Genomic DNA, 19896 nt, shown 5'->3' on the forward strand with positions numbered 1-19896 from the left:
TTACTCCTTACACCTTTTCAACCTGAACAAGGTTCGTATGTGACGGGTTCCCCTTCGCGAGCGGAGAAGGACGCTGGGTCGTCAGCACGTTGATGCAGCCGCCCTGATCCACACGTTTCATATCCGGGTCATACCAAGCTCCCTCACCTAGCGCTACCACGCCCGGCATCATACGCGGCGTCACTTTCGCCTCGATATGCACCTCGCCACGCTCGTTAAAGATGCGTACCTTGTCGCCGTTGCTAATACCGCGTCGTTGCGCGTCCAACGGGTTGATCCACATTTCCTGGCGGCAGGACGCTTTCAGTACATCCACGTTGCCATAGGTCGAGTGAACGCGAGATTTGTAGTGGAAGCCCGTCAACTGCAGCGGGAATTTATCCGCCAGCGGATCGCTTAAACTTTCAAAGCCCGGGGCGTAAACTGGCAATGGATCGATCACATCGTCTTCAGGCAATTCCCAGGTAGCAGCAATGTCTGCCAGCGCCTGAGAATAAATTTCAATTTTGCCCGATGGCGTTGTGAGCGGGTTGGCTTGAGGATCCTCACGGAACGCTTTGTACGCCACATGATGTCCTTCTGGATCGCGCTGTTTAAAGATCCCCTGCTTGCGGAACTCTTCAAACGTAGGCAGTTCAGGTATCGCTTTGCGCGACTGTTCATACAAATGACGCATCCACTCTTCCTGAGTACGGCCTTCCGTAAACTGCTGCTCAACGCCAAGGCGTTTCGCCAGTTCGCTGGTCATTTGGTAGATGGTCTTGCATTCAAAGCGAGGTTTGATGGCCTGATCGGTGAAAATCACATACGACATATTCCCGCAGGAGGCATCCAGCGCGAAGTCCATTTGTTCAGACGCTGTGCAGTCCGGCAGCAAAATATCCGCGTATTTCGCCGAGGACGTCATGTGGCAATCAATGACGACAATCATCTCGCACTTCTTATCATCCTGCAGGATTTCATGCGTGCGGTTGATATCAGAGTGCTGGTTAATCAGACAGTTACCAGCATAGTTCCAGATCATCTTAATGGGCACATCAAGCTTATCTTTACCGCGAACACCGTCACGCAGTGCCGTCATTTCCGGGCCGCGCTCAATGGCGTCCGTCCACATAAACATCGAGATACTGGTTTCAACCGGGTTTTCCAGCGTCGGCATACGTTCAAACGGCAGATCGTAAGAGCCTTCACGCGCACCGCTGTTGCCACCATTAATACCGACGTTACCGGTCAGGATAGCCAGCATAGAAATAGCACGGGTGGCAATTTCACCATTGGCGTGACGCTGTGGTCCCCAACCCTGACTGATGTAGGCAGGTTTGGCGCTGCCAATTTCACGTGCCAGCTTAACGATGCGTTCCGCAGGAATACCGGTTATCTGCGCGGCCCATTCCGGGGTCTTCGCGATACCGTCTTTACCCTGACCTAAAATGTAAGCCTTATAATGGCCATTCTTTGGTGCGCTCGCAGGGAGAGTTTTCTCGTCATACCCCACGCAGTATTTATCGAGGAACGGTTGATCAACCATATTTTCGGTAATCAACACGTACGCCAGGCCATTGACCAGTGCCGCATCGGTGCCCGGACGAATCGGGATCCATTCATCTTCACGACCCGCACCGGTGTCCGTGTAGCGCGGATCGATAATAATCATTCGCGCATTGGATTTCTGCCGTGCCTGTTCAAGGTAATACGTCACCCCGCCACCGCTCATGCGGGTTTCACCAGGGTTATTACCAAACAGAACAACCAGTTTACTGTTTTCGATATCAGACGGACTGTTACCGTCCGCCCAGCCGCCGTAGGTATAGTTCAAACCAGCCGCGATTTGTGCAGAAGAGTAATCCCCGTAGTGGTTCAGATAACCACCACAGCAGTTCATCAGACGAGCGACCAGCGTTTTACCCGGTGGCCATGAGCGTGTCATGGTTCCGCCCAGCGTACCGGTGCCGTAGTTCAGGTAGATAGACTCGTTGCCGTAGTCTTTGATCAGGCGCTGCATGTTGGTGGCGATGATGTCATAGGCCTCATCCCAACTGATGCGCTCAAACTTACCTTCACCGCGCTTACCCACGCGCTTCATTGGGTATTTCAGCCGATCCGGATTATAGACACGACGGCGCATAGAGCGGCCGCGCAGGCAGGCTCTAACCTGGTGCAGGCCGTCATAATTGTCATCGCCGGTGTTGTCGGTTTCAACATATTTGATTTCACCGTCCACCACGTGCATACGCAGCGGACAGCGGCTACCGCAGTTCACCGTACAGGCGCTCCAGATCACTTTCTCATTGATCTGCGCCGGATTAATGGCTTCTGCAGCATTGGCAATACGGGTAAATGGCAGGGTAAACGCGCTGCTGGCCATCGCCAGCCCGCCTATCGCCGTCGTTTTGACCAAACCGCGACGACTCACCTCAGCTGCCAGCACGGCATCGGGGATCTTAGTTTTCATAGTGGCTCACTCTGCTGCTCACAATAAATAAACAAACGCTGTATAGATACTTATATATCGATATTATCGTTATACAGACTGATAAATAGTGAATTTGCGTAAAGACAGAGATAAATACTGACTTTCATTCGAAGGTAGTATTACCACTAATGGGGTAAGGGTTATTGTTCGACGTCAAGCAGGCATAAAAAAAGCGCCCGCAGGCGCTTTTTTAGCAGGGAAAGCTAACTTATCCGATGTATTCCAGGCCATTCATATACGGACGGAGTACTTCCGGAACCTGAATGCGGCCATCGGCCTGCTGGTAGTTTTCCATTACGGCAACCAGCGTACGACCAACCGCCAGACCAGAGCCGTTCAGCGTATGCACCAAACGGGTCTTCTTGTCGGACTTGCTGCGGCAACGTGCCTGCATGCGACGCGCCTGGAAATCCCACACGTTGGAGCAGGAAGAGATTTCACGGTAGGTATTTTGCGCCGGGATCCACACTTCCAGATCGTAGGTTTTGCATGCGCCGAAGCCCATATCACCAGTACACAGAATGATCTTACGGTACGGCAGACCCAGCAACTGAAGGACTTTCTCGGCATGACCGGTCATTTCTTCCAACGCGTCCATCGAATCTTCAGGACGAACGATCTGCACCATCTCAACTTTATCGAACTGGTGCATACGGATCAGACCACGGGTGTCACGACCATAAGATCCCGCTTCTGAACGGAAGCATGGGGTATGCGCAGTCATTTTGATTGGCAGCGCATCTTCGTCAATGATCTCATCGCGCACCAGGTTGGTCAGCGGAACTTCTGCCGTTGGGATCAGCGCATAGTTGCTGCTGTCGGCTTCTTCGTCCAGCGGACGGGTATGGAACAGATCGCCGGCAAATTTCGGCAACTGACCCGTACCGTACAGCGTGTCATGGTTAACCAGATACGGAACGTAGTTTTCACTGTAGCCATGCTGTTCAGTATGCAGATCCAGCATGAACTGGGACAGCGCACGGTGCATACGCGCAATCTGCCCTTTCATGACCACGAAACGCGAGCCGGTCAGCTTAACAGCGGCGGCAAAATCGAGCCCCGCGTGCATTTCGCCCAGCGTAACGTGATCGCGAACGTCAAAATCAAACTCACGCGGCGTGCCCCAGCGGCTGACTTCGATGTTGTCATTTTCATCTTTACCGACCGGGACTTCGTCTGCTGGCAGGTTAGGAATGGTCAGCGCAATATCGCGAATCTCAGCCTGCAAGGTATCAAGTTCAGCTTTCGCGGCATCCAGCTCTTCGCCCAGTTTGTTCACTTCCAGACGTAAAGACTCGATATCTTCCCCGCGCGCTTTTGCCTGGCCAATGGATTTCGATCGAGAGTTACGCTCTGCCTGCAGATTTTCAGTTTGTACCTGCAGAACTTTACGACGCTCTTCAAGAGCGCGCAGCTTATCTACGTCCAGCTTAAAGCCCCGGCTTGCCAGTTTTTCAGCGACTGCGTCTGGCTCATTACGCAGCAGATTGGGATCGAGCATGCTTATCCTGTGCTTATCGAATTAAAATGGGAGAAAGTGACCACAGCCTGCAGTCACAGGGATACATTGCCAACATTACCGCAACGATCGCTCTAACGGTAGCGTTTTATAGGGCTATTTTGATCCTGTCCGGCAAGCCAGGCGAGCTTTTCGCCAATCTTACCCTCAAGACCTCTGTTTGTCGGGCGATAATAGCGTGTTTGTGCCAGTTCCTGCGGGAAGTACTCTTCGCCGGCAGCATACGCATTCGGCTCGTCGTGCGCGTAGCGATATTCCTGGCCGTAGCCCATTTCTTTCATTAACTTCGTCGGCGCATTACGCAGATGCACGGGTACGTCGTAATCCGGACGATCGCGTGCATCTGCCAACGCCGCTTTATAGGCGGTATACACCGCGTTACTCTTCGGTGCGCAGGCCAAATAAACGATCGCCTGGGCAATCGCCCGCTCACCTTCCGCAGGTCCAACGCGGGTGAAACAATCCCATGCCGAAATCGCCACCTGCATGGCTCGGGGATCGGCATTGCCCACGTCTTCAGAAGCGATCGCCAGACAGCGGCGTGCAACATACAGCGGATCGCCCCCTGCAGTAATGATGCGTGCGTACCAGTAGAGGGCCGCATCCGGCGCGCTTCCGCGTACTGATTTATGTAATGCCGAGATAAGATCGTAAAAACGATCGCCTTTATTATCAAAGCGTGCGCTACGCTCTCCGGCAATCTCTGTCAGCAATGTGGGTTGTAAAACGCGTTTTCCGCTGGCGTCGACTTCCGCCATATCGGCCATCATTTCCAGCGTATTTAGTGCCCGACGCGCATCGCCATTCACCAGCTCGGCAATGGCCCGACGGGTTTCATTCGGCAGAACAATATCCTGGCCGCCGTAGCCTCGCGCTTTGTCCGCCATCGCCTGATCCAGTACCTGCTCGATATCGTCGGTAGTGAGCGATTTAAGCAGATAGACGCGCGCACGCGACAGTAATGCCGAGTTCAGTTCAAACGAGGGGTTTTCAGTCGTGGCGCCTATAAACGTAATGGTGCCATCTTCAATATGCGGGAGAAAGGCGTCCTGCTGACTTTTATTAAAGCGGTGGACTTCATCCACAAACAATATAGTGCGCCGGCCGGCGTTACGATTCTGACGCGCACGTTCAATCGCTTCACGAATTTCTTTCACACCCGAGGTGACGGCCGAAATGCGTTCAACGTCTGCGTTCGCGTAGCGGGCGATCACTTCAGCAAGAGTCGTTTTACCCGTGCCTGGAGGGCCCCATAAGATCATGGAGTGCAGGTGCCCGGCCTCGATGGCGCGTGGCAAGGGCTTACCTGCAGCCAGCAAATGCTGCTGGCCGATATACTGCGCTAAATTTTCTGGCCGCATACGCGCGGCCAGCGGCTGAAAGGTATTATCAGAAAAATCGAGCGACAGATTACCCACTCACACGCCTCTACTTACGTTGATCGTCTACCGTGACACCCTGCGGAGGGGTAAAGGTGAATTTGGATGGTTCGATTGCGCCATTCTGCTGAGATTTCAGCTGATAGCTACTGCGCTGATCGTCCTGCTCGACGGCGCTAAACTGATGGATAGTGCCGTCGCGTCCCACATTGATGGTGAACTGCTTCAGATTGCCGCTGCTGGTTTTCGGAGTCAACACGAAGTCATCACCATTTTGCTTGATGTTGTACTGCTGCCAGTCGCTGGACTGGTTGCGCGCAATCAGCATAAACGGCGTATTACCCGTGGCATCTTTCAGCCAGGTTGCCGTGGCCTGTTCGACAAACGGATTAAAGAACCACAGCGTTTTACCGTCGGAGACCAGAATGCTTTCATCAGGCTGTGTCATATGCCAGTTAAACAGGTTCGGACGTTTAACCCACAGGTCACCCTGACCTTCCTGTACCGCTGCGCCGCTACCATCAGTCACCTTCTGAGTAAAGCTGGCATGGAAGCTACTGACTTTATCCAGACGGCTTTTCAGGTCACTGGCGGCGTCAGCCCAGACGCTGCTCACCACAAAGCTCGACAGTAATGCACAGGTGATTGCGATCTTTTTCATCGTTATTCCTCAAAATTCGTCACTCCCGACGGGGAGATCCCTCTGCTATCCATTCCAGGCCAAAAATCAGCATGAGGAAAGTAGAAAATACTGAATTACTTAACTTTGCAATCAATCGAAGGGCGGCGGCGCCAGCACTTCACGATTACCATTATGCCCTTGCTCACTGACAATCCCCTGCGCTTCCATCTGCTCGATGATACGTGCCGCGCGGTTGTAACCGATGCGGAACTGACGCTGGACGCCGGAGATGGAGGCTTTGCGTTTTTGGGTAACAAAATTCACCGCCTGATCAAACAGCGGATCCAGTTCTTCCCCATTGTCAAAACCACCGCCGCCGCCTTCGCTTTCGCTATCAGAAGTGATTCCCTCAACGTATTGCGGACGGCCGCGCGCTTTCCAGTCTTGAACAACGGCATGAACTTCTTCATCACGCACAAAGGCACCGTGAACACGCACCGGAATTGTCGAGTTTGGTGCGGAATAAAGCATATCCCCCATCCCTAACAGGGATTCAGCACCTGACTGATCAAGGATGGTACGCGAATCAATTTTACTCGACACGGTAAAGGCAATACGGGTCGGGATGTTGGCTTTGATAAGCCCGGTAATCACATCAACCGACGGACGCTGGGTCGCCAGCACCAGGTGGATCCCCGCCGCACGCGCTTTTTGCGCCAAACGAGCGATCAGTTCTTCCACTTTTTTACCGACGGTCATCATCAGGTCAGCAAATTCATCGACCAGGACAACGATATAAGGCTCTTTTTTCAGCACCGGATGGGTAACATCCATGCTATCGCCCGGTTTCCAGTACGGGTCCGGGATCGGACGCCCCATACGATCCGCTTCTGCGATCTTCTCGTTGTAACCCGCCAGATTACGCACGCCCAGCGCTGACATCAGTTTGTAGCGGCGTTCCATTTCATTGACGCTCCAGCGCAACGCGTTGGCAGCATCCTTCATATCTGTAACCACTTCCGTCAACAGATGCGGAATGCCCTCATAAACCGACAACTCGAGCATTTTTGGGTCGATCATAATGAATCGCACATCTTCCGGCTGTGCCTTATACAGCATGCTGAGGATCATAGCATTGACCCCAACAGACTTACCGGAACCCGTGGTACCCGCCACCAGCAGATGCGGCATCTTCGCCAAATCAGCCGTAACCGGTTCGCCGGCAATATCTTTACCGAGCACTACGGTCAGCGGAGAAGGATTATCACGGAATTTCGCGTTATCCAGCACTTCGCGCAGGTAGACGGTCTGACGTTTTTTGTTCGGTAATTCCAACCCAACATACGGTTTACCTGGAATAACCTCCACCACACGAACCGCAGCGGTCGACAGTGAACGCGCCAGGTCTCGGGAGAGGTTAGAAATCCGTGCAGCCTTAACACCCGGAGCCAAATTCAGTTCAAAACGGGTTATCACCGGGCCCGGTGAATAGTTCACCACATCAGCCTTAATACGGAAATCTGCTAAGCGCGCTTCCACCAGTCGCGCCATTTGCTCCAGCGCGAAGGTGTCCACCGGTTCAACTTCACTCGGTGGCGGGGTGAGCAGATCCAGCGATGGCAGCAGCGTGGTTGGACGCTGAACAGGACGACTGTCGCCATTGCGCATCAATAATGGATGGATCAGGCTATCCTGCGGCTGCGGTGTAACAGGCTGTGACGGTTGCTGATAATGCTGCTGCGGCGCAACAGGTTGTGGCGCCTGCTGATAATGCTGCTGCGGTGCAACAGGCTGTGGCGGCTGCTGATAATGCTGCTGCGGCACAGGCTGTGGCGCCTGCTGATAATGCTGCTGCGGCACAGGCTGTGGCGCCTGCTGATAATGCTGCTGCGGTGCAACAGGTTGTGGCGGCTGCTGATAATGCTGCTGCGGCACAGGCTCCGGTTCAGGCATAACGCTTGGGGTAAACAGCGGCTCATGCGGGCCATCATCCACCAGTGCTTTCATCGGCGAGAAAGCAAAGTCATCTAACGAGAACGGATTAGCGCCCGCAGGCTGTTCGCCGGAATAGCGCTGCTGCTGGGAAGAGGCAAACTGACGGGCCAACTCCGCTTCTGCTGCAGACTCTTCGTCCTCAATCTGATGCGTATTGTCCTGATACTCTTCACCATAACGATGCTGCTGCGACTGGGCGAACTGACGCGCCAGCTCATCCTGTTGCATCGCTTCAATTTCATCGTCGGTATAATCCGTATCAAGCTGCTCTTCTCGCGCTTTCTCTTCGGCCATACGTTGCGACGGTAGTTTGATACCATATGAAGCCAGCTCACGACGCGTTGGCACACGGACGCGATTTGGACGCGGCAACTGCGGACCAATGCCTTCTTTCACCTGTGGACGCGGCGCACCGCTACCCGCCAGACTAAACACAGGTGCAGCAACAGCAGCGGCCCCAGCGCCCATTGCGGCGTTTTTCACTCCGGCAGCCAGCGGCGCGACGGCCGCGACGGATTCAACCGGCGGTATAGATGCGGCAGTTGGCATTGATGGCATTGACGGTTTAATTCGCTCAGGTTCCTGCAGTGGTTCAGGAATGGGCTGATACCAGGCCGCGAGCTGTTCACGCTCACGCGCGCGCTTTTCTTCCACCTCTTCAAAGTAATAGAGTGGCGGACGCGCCGGTTTCGTCTCTTCCACAACCGGTTCAGGCTCGACAACCGGCGGTTGCTCAACAACAGGCTCCTGCACGAAAGCAGGCGGCTGCTGAGACGCAGGCTGATGGAATGTGGATTCCTGCTGGTAAGCCGGCTGCGGGTGATAAACAGGATCCGGTGAAGGAACCGGCTGCTGTACCGGCTGTTGCTGCCAGCTTTGTTCTGGAACAGGCGACTGCCACTGCGGCTGCATTTGCGGCTGCGGAGCTACCGGCTGTTGGTATTGAGGTTCGACAACGGGCGGCACAGCATATTGCGGCTGAGGCTCAACCGGTGCGGGCTGCTGCCACGGCTCATAAGGCTGTGCCGTCGGTTGAGTATATTGTGCAGGCTGCGGATAACCTTCGTAGGCAGGAGTCACAACCGGCTCAGCCACCTGTGGCGCTGGCGCAGGTTGCCATGCAGCAGTCGGTGCAGGCTGAACAGGAACACCACCGGAAACCAGCGGAGCTTGCATTAAAGGATCGGCTGGCGCACTCCAGGCCTGCGCGGTCGCCGTGGCTGCTGCTGCGGCTGTCACAGGCTCAGTCACCGAGTGACCACTTAGCAGCGGGTCGAACTCATCATATTCAGGCAGCGTCGCGCGATTACCCGAGAACAGAACATCATTCGGATCGGCGGCAACACCACGGGCGCTGTATTCAATTTCATCTTCGTCGTCCATCCGTTTACCGGAGAACAGCGCAGCATCGGTATGACGACCACGCGGATTGGTAAACTTCTCGGCCAGCCGCTTACGACGTGCTAATGCCCCACGAAGAATACGCGCCCGGCGTGATTCATGCGGTTTTCCTTCGGCGATGTCGACGGACTCTTCATCGTCTTCATATTCTTCGTCATCGACCCATGTATCGTCACGACGAGTGCGGTTACTGGCAAAGGTCAGGATATTGAGTAACCAGCCGCCCAGTTTTTCCGCAATGCTCACCCATGACCAACCGGTAAACAACGTCAGACCTGCCGCCCAGATGCACAATAGTGTGAGTGTTCCCCCGCTGCTATGCAGCAGAGGTTGTAGCGTGGTACTGAGCAGACTGCCAATCACGCCGCCAGACGCGAAATACCAGATATCATCGGCATTGATTGCCGCCAGTCCACAAGAGGTGAGAATGAGCGCCAGAACGCCAATGATGCGCAGCGATACGGCGAAATAGTCAACGTACTCGTCACTGGCCTGATGTCGCCAGGTAAACCAACAGCCCCCAACAATGATCACAGGTAGGGTGTAGGCCATGATGCCAAAAATAAAGAACAGCGTGTCCGCCAACCATGCTCCGGGTATTCCCCCAAGATTGTGGATAGGCTCGTGCCACGCGGTTTGCGACCAGCTGGGATCCGAAGGGTTAAAGCTGAGTAAGGCAGCCATCAACCAGACGGCAAAAAGGGCAATAAGGATCAGTAGCGCTTCCAGAAGTCGGCGCCCGCTGCTTAACTTCGTCAATGTGACGTCTTTGTCTTCAGTGTATTCCTGGCTCAAAAACGGCTCTCCAGGTTTCAGGCTTTTCCTGCCCGATGCTAAAACGGACAACAGCACCGGGTTGCCCCGGCACTGTTGCTGTATGGATTAACAGGAGTGTAATCAAACTACGTCGATTTTGCACCTGTTCCGTGTTAGCGCGTCTTAATTACCAGACGATTGCTCTGTTTAACTTCTTCCATTACCACGTAAGTACGTGTGTCATTCACGCCAGGCAGACGCAGCAGGGTTTCCCCCAATAGCTTGCGGTATGCTGACATATCCGGTACGCGTGTTTTCAGCAGGTAGTCGAAATCACCGGAAACCAAATGACACTCTTGAATTTCTTCAAGTTTTTGCACTGCAGTGTTGAACTGCTCAAAGACATCCGGTGCGCCACGATTCAGAGTAATCTCAACAAAAACCAGAAGTGATGCATCCAGATAATGCGGGTTTAACAGCGCCGTATAGCCCTGAATAAATCCCTGTCTTTCTAACCGACGCACACGCTCAAGGCAGGGCGTTGGTGAAAGTCCCACTCGTTTAGAAAGCTCGACGTTAGAAATACGCCCATCCTTTTGCAGCTCATTAAGAATGTTACGATCGATACGGTCGAGATCTTTGCCAGGGCGCTTCTTACTATCTACCATTATTATTGTCTCTCTGTATTCCTTCCCTACTCCTGCCTGACCCTTCTAACATCACTGTTCAGAGTCGCTACCCATCACAATACCCGAAACCCAGAGGGATTTACGGTGTGAAATGTCTGGGTTTATGGTGAGAAGACCGTTGCCTGTCGGCGGCTATCGACATCACGAATGGCATCTGTCCACACCATGCGTAGATTTCGCTAACTCGGTAAACATGGTATCTGGATGCATGATTATGCAGCACACACACGACACAGTTTTTTTCTTCCTTGAATGTTTTCGCAAAACAGCAGGGGATTGTCAAAGCAAAACATCGATTTTTAGTACAACATGCCAGTTATTCATTGGGAGTGATGGAAAATCGTCATTTTATCGCCTTATAACTGGCCGATTTTAAGTAGAAATCGTTATGTCCCGTCATACTTCATGTTACCTGTGCGTTGGTTGACGTCCGTGCCGCCTGTCTGGCCGATCATCGGCTCCCGCTATTGCACAAATTGTTAACAAAATTTCCATACTCTTTTTTTACGCCTGCAAATTCCCTACAATCCAGTTCATTGCCTGCCAACAACTATGGGGATCTCATGGGCACGACCAAACACAGTAAACTTCTTATTCTGGGTTCAGGCCCTGCCGGGTATACCGCTGCGGTCTATGCTGCACGCGCAAACCTGCAACCGGTACTGATTACCGGTATGGAAAAAGGGGGTCAGTTGACCACGACGACGGAAGTCGAAAACTGGCCTGGCGACCCGCACGATCTTACGGGCCCACTGCTGATGGAACGTATGCATGAGCATGCGACAAAATTTGAGACGGAAATCATTTTTGATCACATCAGCAAGGTTGATCTGCAGAACCGTCCGTTCCGTCTGACCGGCGACAGCGGCGAGTACACCTGCGATGCGTTGATTATCGCCACCGGCGCTTCCGCTCGCTACCTTGGCTTACCGTCTGAAGAAGCGTTTAAAGGTCGCGGTGTTTCTGCCTGTGCGACCTGTGACGGATTCTTCTATCGCAACCAGAAGGTGGCGGTTATCGGCGGTGGCAACACGGCTGTAGAAGAAGCGTTGTATCTGGCGAATATTGCCTCTGAAGTGCATTTGATTCACCGTCGCGACAGCTTCCGTGCAGAAAAAATCCTTATCAAGCGCCTGATGGATAAAGTCGAAAACGGCAACATCGTTCTGCACACGCACCGCACGCTGGAAGAAGTGACCGGCGATCAAATGGGCGTCACCGGACTGCGTCTGCGTGATACCCAAAACACCGATAACGTCGAGTCTCTGGACGTTGCAGGACTGTTTGTCGCCATTGGTCACAGCCCGAACACCGCGATTTTTGAAGGCCAGCTTGAGCTGGAAAACGGCTACATCAAAGTTCAGTCCGGCATTCACGGTAATGCGACGCAAACCAGCATTCCAGGCGTGTTCGCGGCCGGTGACGTGATGGACCATATTTATCGCCAGGCGATTACCTCTGCAGGTACGGGTTGTATGGCAGCCCTTGATGCAGAGCGTTATCTCGACGGTCTGGCTGACGCCTGCAAATAAGTTTTACAAATCAGTAACAAAAGTAAAAAAGGCGACTATCAGTCGCCTTTATTTTTGCCCCGTTGTAACATTGTCCTGCCTAAAAATTCCTATAACTCACCTGCTAAGCGAGCAATGAATAAAACCCGTCAAAAAGAGCTAACACGCTGGTTAAAACAGCAAAGTGTCATTTCCCAGCGTTGGCTGAATATTTCACGCCTGTTAGGCTTCGTCAGCGGCCTGTTAATTGTCGCTCAGGCCTGGCTCCTGGCACGCATTCTTGATCACATGATCATGGATAATATTCCCCGCGAAGCCCTTCTGCTCCCTTTCATCGTATTAGTGCTGATTTTCATCCTGCGTGCATGGGTGGTCTGGCTACGTGAGCGGGTCGGTTTTCACGCGGGACAGCACATTCGTTTTGAAATTCGCCGTCAGGTTCTGGACCGTCTGCAACAGGCAGGCCCCGCGTGGATCCAGGGTAAACCAGCCGGAAGTTGGGCCACGTTGGTGCTCGAGCAGATTGACGATATGCATGATTACTACGCGCGTTATCTGCCGCAAATGGCGCTTGCCGTCTGCGTCCCCATTTTGATTGTCGCGGCCATTTTCCCGTCTAACTGGATAGCTGCCCTTATCCTGCTTGGCACTGCACCGCTAATCCCCATGTTTATGGCAATGGTCGGTATGGGCGCTGCTGATGCTAACCGACGTAACTTTCAGGCGCTAGCCCGACTCAGCGGTCATTTCCTCGACCGCTTGCGTGGTATGGAAACGTTAAGAATATTTGGTCGCGGCGAAGCGGAAACAGAAAGCATTCGTGCGGCATCACAAGATTTTCGCCAGCGCACCATGGAAGTTCTGCGCCTCGCGTTCCTCTCCTCCGGCGTACTGGAATTTTTCACCTCGCTGTCCATCGCGCTGGTGGCGGTTTACTTTGGCTTCTCGTACCTCGGCGAACTCAACTTCGGCCACTATGGCGTTGGTGTTACCTTAGCCTCTGGATTCCTGGCACTGATTCTTGCGCCTGAGTTTTTCCAGCCCTTACGCGATCTGGGCACGTTTTATCATGCCAAAGCCCAGGCCGTCGGTGCCGCAGACAGCCTGAAAACGTTCATGGAAACGCCGCTGGCGCATCCTGAACGTGGCGACATTGAGCTGGCCGTAAAAGAGCCGGTTTCGATTACCGCAGAAGATCTGGTTATCACCTCCCCGGAAGGTAAAGTGCTTGCTGGTCCACTTAACTTCTCGCTGCCAGCCGGTCAGCGCGCGGTACTGGTGGGACGTAGCGGCTCCGGTAAGAGCTCGCTGCTGAATGCCCTTTCTGGTTTTCTCTCGTATCAGGGTTCGCTGAGAATTAATGGTTTTGAGCTTCGCTCCCTGGCCCCTGACTCCTGGCGAAAACAGCTGTCGTGGGTAGGACAGAACCCACAGCTTCCTGCCCCAACGTTGCGCGATAATGTGCTGCTGGCACGTCCAGATGCCAGCGAGCAACAGCTTCAGGCCGCGCTCGACAACGCCTGGGTAAGTGAGTTTTTACCCCTGCTGCCTCAGGGCGTGGATACCCCGGTCGGCGATCAGGCCGCCCGGCTTTCCGTCGGGCAAGCGCAGCGCGTTGCCGTCGCACGCGCCTTGCTCAATCCGTGTCAGCTAATGCTACTGGACGAACCCGCCGCTAGCCTCGATGCGCACAGCGAGCAGCGCGTCATGCAGGCGCTGAATGCAGCATCACGCCGCCAGACCACGCTGATGGTCACGCACCAGCTTGAAGACCTTACCGAGTGGGATGCCATTTGGGTCATGCAGGACGGACAGATCGTCGAGCAAGGCACTTATGCTCAACTGAGCGCAGCCAACGGGGCTTTTGCAACACTGCTGGCTCACCGTCAGGAGGACATCTAAATGCGCGCTTTGCTACCTTATCTGACGCTGTATAAACGTCATAAATGGATGTTAACGCTGGGAATTATTCTGGCGATCATCACGCTATTAGCCAGTATCGGCTTGCTGACACTTTCCGGTTGGTTCCTCTCCGCTTCCGCGGTGGTTGGCGTCACCGGGATTTACAGTTTTAACTATATGCTCCCCGCTGCCGGCGTGCGCGGTGCGGCGATCACCCGTACCGCAGGTCGTTATTTCGAGCGACTGGTCAGTCACGACGCGACATTCCGCGTGTTGCAGCACCTGCGTATTTATACATTTAGTAAGCTGCTGCCACTCTCTCCGGCGGGTCTGGCCCGTTATGGCCAGGGTGAACTGCTTAACCGCATCGTTGCGGATGTCGATACGCTTGATCATCTTTATCTGCGCGTCATCTCTCCGCTGGTTGGGGCATTTGTCGTGATTATGGTGGTGACGCTGGGTCTGAGCGTGCTCGATCTCACGCTGGCCATCACCCTCGGTGGCATCATGCTGCTGACCTTGTTTATTTTGCCTCCGCTGTTTTATCAGGCCGGAAAACGCACCGGGCAAAACCTGACGCACCTGCGCGGGCAATATCGCCAACAGCTGACCTCCTGGCTGCAGGGCCAGGCCGAGCTGACCATTTTTGGCGCAAGTGTTCGCTATCGAGCACAAATGGAAGCCACAGAGTTACAGTGGCACGAAGCTCAGCGTCGCCAGTCCGAATTAACGGCGCTGTCTCAGGCCCTAATGCTGCTGATTGGCGCACTGGCCGTCATCGTGATGCTCTGGATGGCCTCGGGCGGCGTGGGAGGCAATACCCAGCCAGGTGCGCTGATTGCGCTGTTTGTGTTCTGCGCACTGGCCGCATTTGAAGCCCTGGCCCCGGTAACGGGTGCATTTCAGCACCTCGGTCAGGTGATCGCCTCTGCCCTGCGCATTACAGAACTGACGGAACAAAAACCGGAAGTCACTTTCCCCGACGCAGGATCGACAGTTTCTGAGCCGATTACCCTCACGCTGCGCGACGTTTGTTTCAGCTACCCGGGCCAGGCGCAAAATGCGCTGGATACCCTCTCCCTGCAAGCAAAACCCGGCGAGCATGTTGCGATTCTCGGCCGCACCGGCTGTGGAAAGTCCACCCTGCTACAACTGCTGACCCGCGCCTGGAACCCGCAACACGGTGAAATTTTGTTTAACGACCGCCCGATTTCAACTCTGAGTGAGTCAACGCTGCGTCAAAGCATCAGCATCGTGCCGCAACGTGTGCACCTTTTTAGCGCCACATTACGCGACAACCTGCTGCTGGCCGCGCCGCAGGCCAGTGATGACGCATTATCCGAAATACTGTGCCGCGTTGGTCTGGAAAAACTGCTGGAAGATGATGGCCTCAACGCCTGGTTAGGTGAAGGGGGTCGTCAGCTTTCCGGCGGCGAACTCCGCCGTCTGGCAATCGCTCGCGCGGTACTCCACGATGCCCCGCTGATGCTGCTGGATGAACCTACCGAAGGACTGGACGCTACCACCGAAAGCCAAATGCTTGAATTGATTAGTGATGTCATGCGAGATAAAACGGTATTGATGGTGACGCATCGCCTGCGCGGGCTGTCGCGTTTTAATCAAATAATAGTGATGGACAACGGACACATTATTGAGCAAGGTAATCACGCAGATCTGTTAGCCAGGCAGGGGCGTTATTACCAGTTTAAGCAACGTCTGTAAGCTATTATTGAACGATCGACTCGCGTAGTGGAGTTTCGCTGTCATGCGCCTGGTGCAACTGTCCCGCAATTCTATCGCCTTCCCGTCACCGGAAGGCGCGTTACGCGAACCTAACGGTTTGTTAGCGCTGGGTGGCGATCTCAGCCCTGCCCGTCTGCTTATGGCGTACCAGCGCGGTATTTTTCCGTGGTTTTCTCCTGGCGACCCAATCCTTTGGTGGTCGCCCGATCCGCGCGCCATTTTGTGGCCTGAGACATTTCATCTTAGCCGTAGCATGAAGCGTTTTCATAAACACTCACCTTATCGTGTCACGTTAAATTACGCCTTTGGTCAGGTGATTGAAGGTTGTGCCAATGACCGCGAAGAAGGGACCTGGATAACGCGTGATATTGTTGACGCTTACCACCGCCTGCATGAATTGGGGCACGCGCATTCCATTGAAGTGTGGCGGCACAATGAATTAGTCGGTGGTATGTACGGCGTTTCGCAAGGCACGCTCTTCTGCGGTGAATCAATGTTCAGTCGTCAGGAAAATGCCTCAAAAACCGCGTTGCTTGTTTTTTGCGCTGAATTTAGCCAGCAGGGTGGGAAGTTAATTGACTGTCAGGTGTTAAATGGACATACAGCGTCGCTGGGCGCCGTCGAAACGCCGCGTCGGGAGTACCTTGAACACTTGAGCAGACTGCGCCAGCAGCGGTTACCCAGCCATTTTTGGGTACCCCGGACGTTATTTTTACCTCAGGAGTGAATGTTTTCGGCACATTTTTTGTCGGGGTGTTATAATTGCGTCGCAGAGTTGGTTTAGCCCATTACCCCGCCGCCGTTAAGGAACAGTTCGCGTCAGGCAACGCCTATCGTTTATCTCATCGTTCCCTTACACGTTGCGCTTTAAGTGCGGCTTTGCCGTGTGTGGATAGAGTAATGCGCCAAACTTGATTTGCTGTATTTTAATCGCGCAAATCTTTACTTATTAAAAGAACTTCGGCATTATCTTGCCGGTTCAAATTACGGTAGTGATACCCCAGAGGATTAGATGGCCAAAGAAGACAATATTGAAATGCAGGGTACCGTTCTCGATACGTTACCTAATACCATGTTCCGCGTAGAGTTAGAAAACGGTCACGTGGTTACTGCACACATCTCCGGTAAAATGCGTAAAAACTATATCCGCATCCTGACGGGAGACAAAGTGACTGTTGAACTGACCCCGTACGACCTGAGCAAAGGCCGCATTGTCTTCCGTAGTCGCTGATTTTTTTCACGCCAGACTGGCGTCCAGATAATAAAAGGTCGGTATATCCGGCCTTTTTTGTGGGCCAAATTTGAGGCTTTAGTCCTCAATCATGCGTGCATATTCTTCCGTCAGGAAATCCACTAATGCGCGCACCGAGGGCAATAACCCCCTACGCGATGGAAAGACCGCGTGAATAATCTCCCGCCTCGGTTCCCAGCCATCCAGCAATGCCACCAGCTCCCCTGCGGCTAATTGATCCTTGACCATTAACTGCGGGAGTTGCACCACGCCTACCCCGGCAACCGCGGCCTCGCGCAGCGCCAGCATATCTGTGGTGATCATACGCGGCATAAAATGTACTTCCGCGCGGGCACCCTGTGGGCCAAACAACTCCCAACGATGAACATGTTTCCCCGCCGCCAGACTCAGCCCGGGCCAACGGGTCAGCTCTGCTGGGGCGTGTAATGTCCCCATCTGCTCAACCAATCGCGGACTGGCATACAGCCGGTGCCCCCTGTCAGCAAGCACCCGCATGACCAAATCACTGTCTTCAAGAGGACGAGGTCGGACGCGAATCGCCACATCCAGACCTTCTCCGACGACGTCGACGCGGCGATTCGTGGCTTCAAGCTGTACTGCAACATCCGGATAACGCGCCATGAACCGGGCCAGCATGGGGCCGATATGGACATGCAACAGCGTCACCGGGCACGTCAGTTTAACAATGCCACGTGGCTCAACCTGCAACGCCGCAATGGCATCCTGTGCCGCCTGCGCCTCCACCAACATCGCCTTACAGTGTTCGTAAAAGGTCTGCCCGACCTCCGTGACATTAAACTGCCGGGTTGTTCGCTGAATCAAACGCACCCCCAGTCTCTCCTCCAGTTGCGCAATACGCCGACTGAGTTTGGATTTGGGCTCATCAAGCGCACGGCCTGCCGCTGCGAATCCTCCCTCTTCGACAACATGCACAAACCATGCGAAATCATTGAGATCCAGCTTCGTCATCTTATTGTCCTATGAATGAGACGGTGAGGACTATTTTAGCCACTACTCAGCTCGCTGTCATGGATATAAGCTTATTCACATCAAGATAACGTCACTGAGGAGATACATATGAAACACGTAACAGGCGTCTATACCGCACCTCGCCCACACTGGGTTGGCGATGGATTTCCAGTTCGCTCGATGTTCTCTTACCAGTCTCATGCTGAGCAGCTCAGTCCGTTCCTGCTGCTGGATTACGCGGGTCCGCATACCTTTACACCGGGTAATGAAAAGCGCGGCGTCGGTGAGCACCCGCACCGTGGTTTTGAAACAGTGACCATTGTTTACAGCGGTGAAGTTGAACATCGCGACTCAACCGGGCGCGGCGGCATTATCGGTCCAGGCGATGTGCAGTGGATGACAGCAGGGGCCGGGATTTTACACGAAGAATTTCATTCGCCGGAATTTACCCGTAAGGGCGGCGAGCTGGAAATGGTCCAGCTGTGGGTCAACCTGCCAGCCAAAGACAAAATGACCGTGCCGGGTTATCAGGGCATCAGCAGCGACGTTATTCCCACCGTCGACCTGCCAGATGACGCAGGTACCGTGCGCGTGATTGCGGGCAGCTATCAGGATACGAAAGGCCCCGCGCATACCTTCTCACCGTTAAATGTGTGGGACATGCGCCTGCAAAGTAATCGCCCGGTCACGCTGTCCCAGCCGGAAGGATGGAGCACTGCGCTGGTGGTGCTGAAAGGCACGATCACCATCAACGGTGCCACCTCCGCAAGTGAGGCGCAGCTGGTGGTATTAAGCCAGCAGGGTAAAACCCTACATATCGAGGCCAGTAGCGACGCAAGCGTGCTGCTGCTGTCAGGCGAACCGTTAAATGAACCCATTGTCGGTTACGGTCCGTTTGTGATGAACACAAAACAAGAGATCGCCGAAGCCGTACGCGATTTCAACTCCGGCCGTTTTGGCCAAATCTAAAGCGAAGGAGAATACGATGTCCAGTCCTGCAAATTTTAATGGTTCACGCCCGGTTATCGACGTAGATGATGCCGTGATGCTGCTTATCGATCACCAGAGCGGTCTTTTTCAGACCGTCGGTGATATGCCAATGCCCGAACTGCGTGCCCGTGCCGCTGCGCTGGCAAAAATAGCCACCCTGGCGAAGATGCCGGTGATCACCACCGCCTCCGTTCCACAGGGACCCAACGGCCCGTTGATTCCGGAAATCCACGCCAATGCGCCCCATGCTCAGTACGTGGCGCGCAAAGGCGAGATCAACGCCTGGGATAACGAAGACTTTGTTAAAGCCGTCAAAGCAACGGGTCGTAAAACGCTGATTATCGCCGGTACCATTACCAGCGTTTGCATGGCTTTCCCGGCCATCAGCGCGGTAGCGGAAGGGTATAAAGTGTTTGCCGTCATTGACGCTTCCGGCACTTACAGCAAGATGGCGCAGGAAATCACGTTGGCGCGAGTGGTACAGGCAGGCGTGGTGCCAATGGATACCGCAGCCGTTGCGTCTGAAATACAGCGGACCTGGAACCGGGAAGATGCCGCTGAATGGGCGGAAGTGTATACCAAAATCTTCCCAGCCTATCAGCTGCTGATCGAAAGCTACAGCAAGGCTCAGGAAGTCGTCACCAACGGTGAAAAACTGGACTCTCAGCGCTAATCATGTTCTCTGCGCCTGTCCG

Annotated in this window: 14 protein-coding genes and 1 pseudogene; 8 read left to right on the top strand and 7 right to left on the bottom strand. The window is 54.0% G+C overall.

Features of this window, described 5'->3' with window-relative positions; all coding sequences use genetic code 11:
- Positions 1–7 precede the first annotated feature (7 nt).
- The 6 genes from dmsA to lrp form a co-directional block, all read right to left on the bottom strand.
- Complete coding sequence (gene dmsA, locus IB214_RS16430; RefSeq protein ID WP_117341707.1) at positions 8–2452, bottom strand: dimethylsulfoxide reductase subunit A; 2445 nt, start codon at positions 2450–2452, stop codon at positions 8–10.
- 229 nt (positions 2453–2681) lie between these two features.
- On the bottom strand, positions 2682–3974 hold the full coding sequence (serS, locus tag IB214_RS16435; protein ID WP_096757692.1) for a serine--tRNA ligase: 1293 nt from the start codon (positions 3972–3974) through the stop codon (positions 2682–2684).
- Between the two features lie 92 nt (positions 3975–4066).
- Positions 4067–5410, bottom strand: a complete 1344-nt coding sequence (gene rarA / locus IB214_RS16440; protein WP_096757693.1) for a replication-associated recombination protein RarA — start codon at positions 5408–5410, stop codon at positions 4067–4069.
- Between the two features lie 10 nt (positions 5411–5420).
- Positions 5421–6032, bottom strand: coding sequence for an outer membrane lipoprotein chaperone LolA (gene lolA, locus IB214_RS16445; RefSeq protein ID WP_096757694.1), 612 nt, complete (start codon positions 6030–6032; stop codon positions 5421–5423).
- A 111-nt stretch (positions 6033–6143) separates the two neighbouring features.
- Entirely contained in the window at positions 6144–10184 is a 4041-nt protein-coding gene (ftsK, locus tag IB214_RS16450; protein ID WP_117341706.1) for a DNA translocase FtsK, read from the bottom strand.
- Between the two features lie 134 nt (positions 10185–10318).
- Entirely contained in the window at positions 10319–10813 is a 495-nt protein-coding gene (gene lrp, locus IB214_RS16455) for a leucine-responsive transcriptional regulator Lrp (protein ID WP_000228473.1), read from the bottom strand.
- A gap of 584 nt (positions 10814–11397) precedes the next feature.
- Here lrp and trxB point away from each other — a divergent pair.
- From trxB to infA, 6 genes and pseudogenes are all read left to right on the top strand, one after another.
- The gene (gene trxB / locus IB214_RS16460) at positions 11398–12366 is read left to right on the top strand and encodes a thioredoxin-disulfide reductase (RefSeq protein ID WP_096757696.1); all 969 of its coding nucleotides are present in this window, start codon (positions 11398–11400) and stop codon (positions 12364–12366) included.
- A 114-nt stretch (positions 12367–12480) separates the two neighbouring features.
- On the top strand, positions 12481–14247 hold the full coding sequence (gene cydD, locus IB214_RS16465) for a cysteine/glutathione ABC transporter permease/ATP-binding protein CydD (RefSeq protein ID WP_117341705.1): 1767 nt from the start codon (positions 12481–12483) through the stop codon (positions 14245–14247).
- The gene (cydC, locus tag IB214_RS16470) at positions 14248–15969 is read left to right on the top strand and encodes a cysteine/glutathione ABC transporter ATP-binding protein/permease CydC (protein ID WP_117341704.1); all 1722 of its coding nucleotides are present in this window, start codon (positions 14248–14250) and stop codon (positions 15967–15969) included.
- 43 nt (positions 15970–16012) lie between these two features.
- Complete coding sequence (aat, locus tag IB214_RS16475; RefSeq protein WP_096757699.1) at positions 16013–16717, top strand: leucyl/phenylalanyl-tRNA--protein transferase; 705 nt, start codon at positions 16013–16015, stop codon at positions 16715–16717.
- Positions 16718–17075, top strand: a pseudogene (locus tag IB214_RS16480) (hypothetical protein). It abuts the gene before it with no gap.
- Positions 17003–17221, top strand: coding sequence for a translation initiation factor IF-1 (gene infA / locus IB214_RS16485; protein WP_002211347.1), 219 nt, complete (start codon positions 17003–17005; stop codon positions 17219–17221). Before IB214_RS16480 ends, infA begins: the two are co-directional and overlap by 73 nt.
- 78 nt (positions 17222–17299) lie before the next feature.
- Here the strand turns inward: infA and IB214_RS16490 are convergent, their stop codons facing one another.
- Positions 17300–18211 (bottom strand): LysR family transcriptional regulator, encoded by a 912-nt coding sequence (locus IB214_RS16490; RefSeq protein ID WP_117341703.1) that lies wholly within the window; start codon positions 18209–18211, stop codon positions 17300–17302.
- Between the two features lie 108 nt (positions 18212–18319).
- Here IB214_RS16490 and IB214_RS16495 point away from each other — a divergent pair, with 108 nt between their 5' ends.
- Both IB214_RS16495 and IB214_RS16500 read left to right on the top strand, forming a co-directional pair.
- Entirely contained in the window at positions 18320–19180 is an 861-nt protein-coding gene (locus IB214_RS16495; protein WP_117341702.1) for a pirin family protein, read from the top strand.
- Between the two features lie 16 nt (positions 19181–19196).
- Positions 19197–19874 (top strand): isochorismatase family protein, encoded by a 678-nt coding sequence (locus tag IB214_RS16500; RefSeq protein ID WP_096757702.1) that lies wholly within the window; start codon positions 19197–19199, stop codon positions 19872–19874.
- Positions 19875–19896: the final 22 nt, after the last annotated feature.

Origin of the sequence: Citrobacter sp. C1, assembly GCF_014596895.2 — a bacterium.
Taxonomy (GTDB): Bacteria; Pseudomonadota; Gammaproteobacteria; order Enterobacterales; family Enterobacteriaceae; genus Citrobacter; species Citrobacter gillenii.

Bases quoted from the DNA above. Each gene is read 5' to 3' on its own strand.
- cydD (WP_117341705.1), top strand. From the start codon at position 12,481: ATGAATAAAACCCGTCAAAAAGAGCTAACACGCTGGTTAAAACAGCAA.
- trxB (WP_096757696.1), top strand. From the start codon at position 11,398: ATGGGCACGACCAAACACAGTAAACTTCTTATTCTGGGTTCAGGCCCT.
- dmsA (WP_117341707.1), bottom strand. From the start codon at position 2,452: ATGAAAACTAAGATCCCCGATGCCGTGCTGGCAGCTGAGGTGAGTCGT.
- aat (WP_096757699.1), top strand. From the start codon at position 16,013: ATGCGCCTGGTGCAACTGTCCCGCAATTCTATCGCCTTCCCGTCACCG.
- infA (WP_002211347.1), top strand. From the start codon at position 17,003: ATGGCCAAAGAAGACAATATTGAAATGCAGGGTACCGTTCTCGATACG.
- cydC (WP_117341704.1), top strand. From the start codon at position 14,248: ATGCGCGCTTTGCTACCTTATCTGACGCTGTATAAACGTCATAAATGG.
- lolA (WP_096757694.1), bottom strand. From the start codon at position 6,032: ATGAAAAAGATCGCAATCACCTGTGCATTACTGTCGAGCTTTGTGGTG.
- IB214_RS16495 (WP_117341702.1), top strand. From the start codon at position 18,320: ATGAAACACGTAACAGGCGTCTATACCGCACCTCGCCCACACTGGGTT.
- serS (WP_096757692.1), bottom strand. From the start codon at position 3,974: ATGCTCGATCCCAATCTGCTGCGTAATGAGCCAGACGCAGTCGCTGAA.
- lrp (WP_000228473.1), bottom strand. From the start codon at position 10,813: ATGGTAGATAGTAAGAAGCGCCCTGGCAAAGATCTCGACCGTATCGAT.
- IB214_RS16490 (WP_117341703.1), bottom strand. From the start codon at position 18,211: ATGACGAAGCTGGATCTCAATGATTTCGCATGGTTTGTGCATGTTGTC.
- IB214_RS16500 (WP_096757702.1), top strand. From the start codon at position 19,197: ATGTCCAGTCCTGCAAATTTTAATGGTTCACGCCCGGTTATCGACGTA.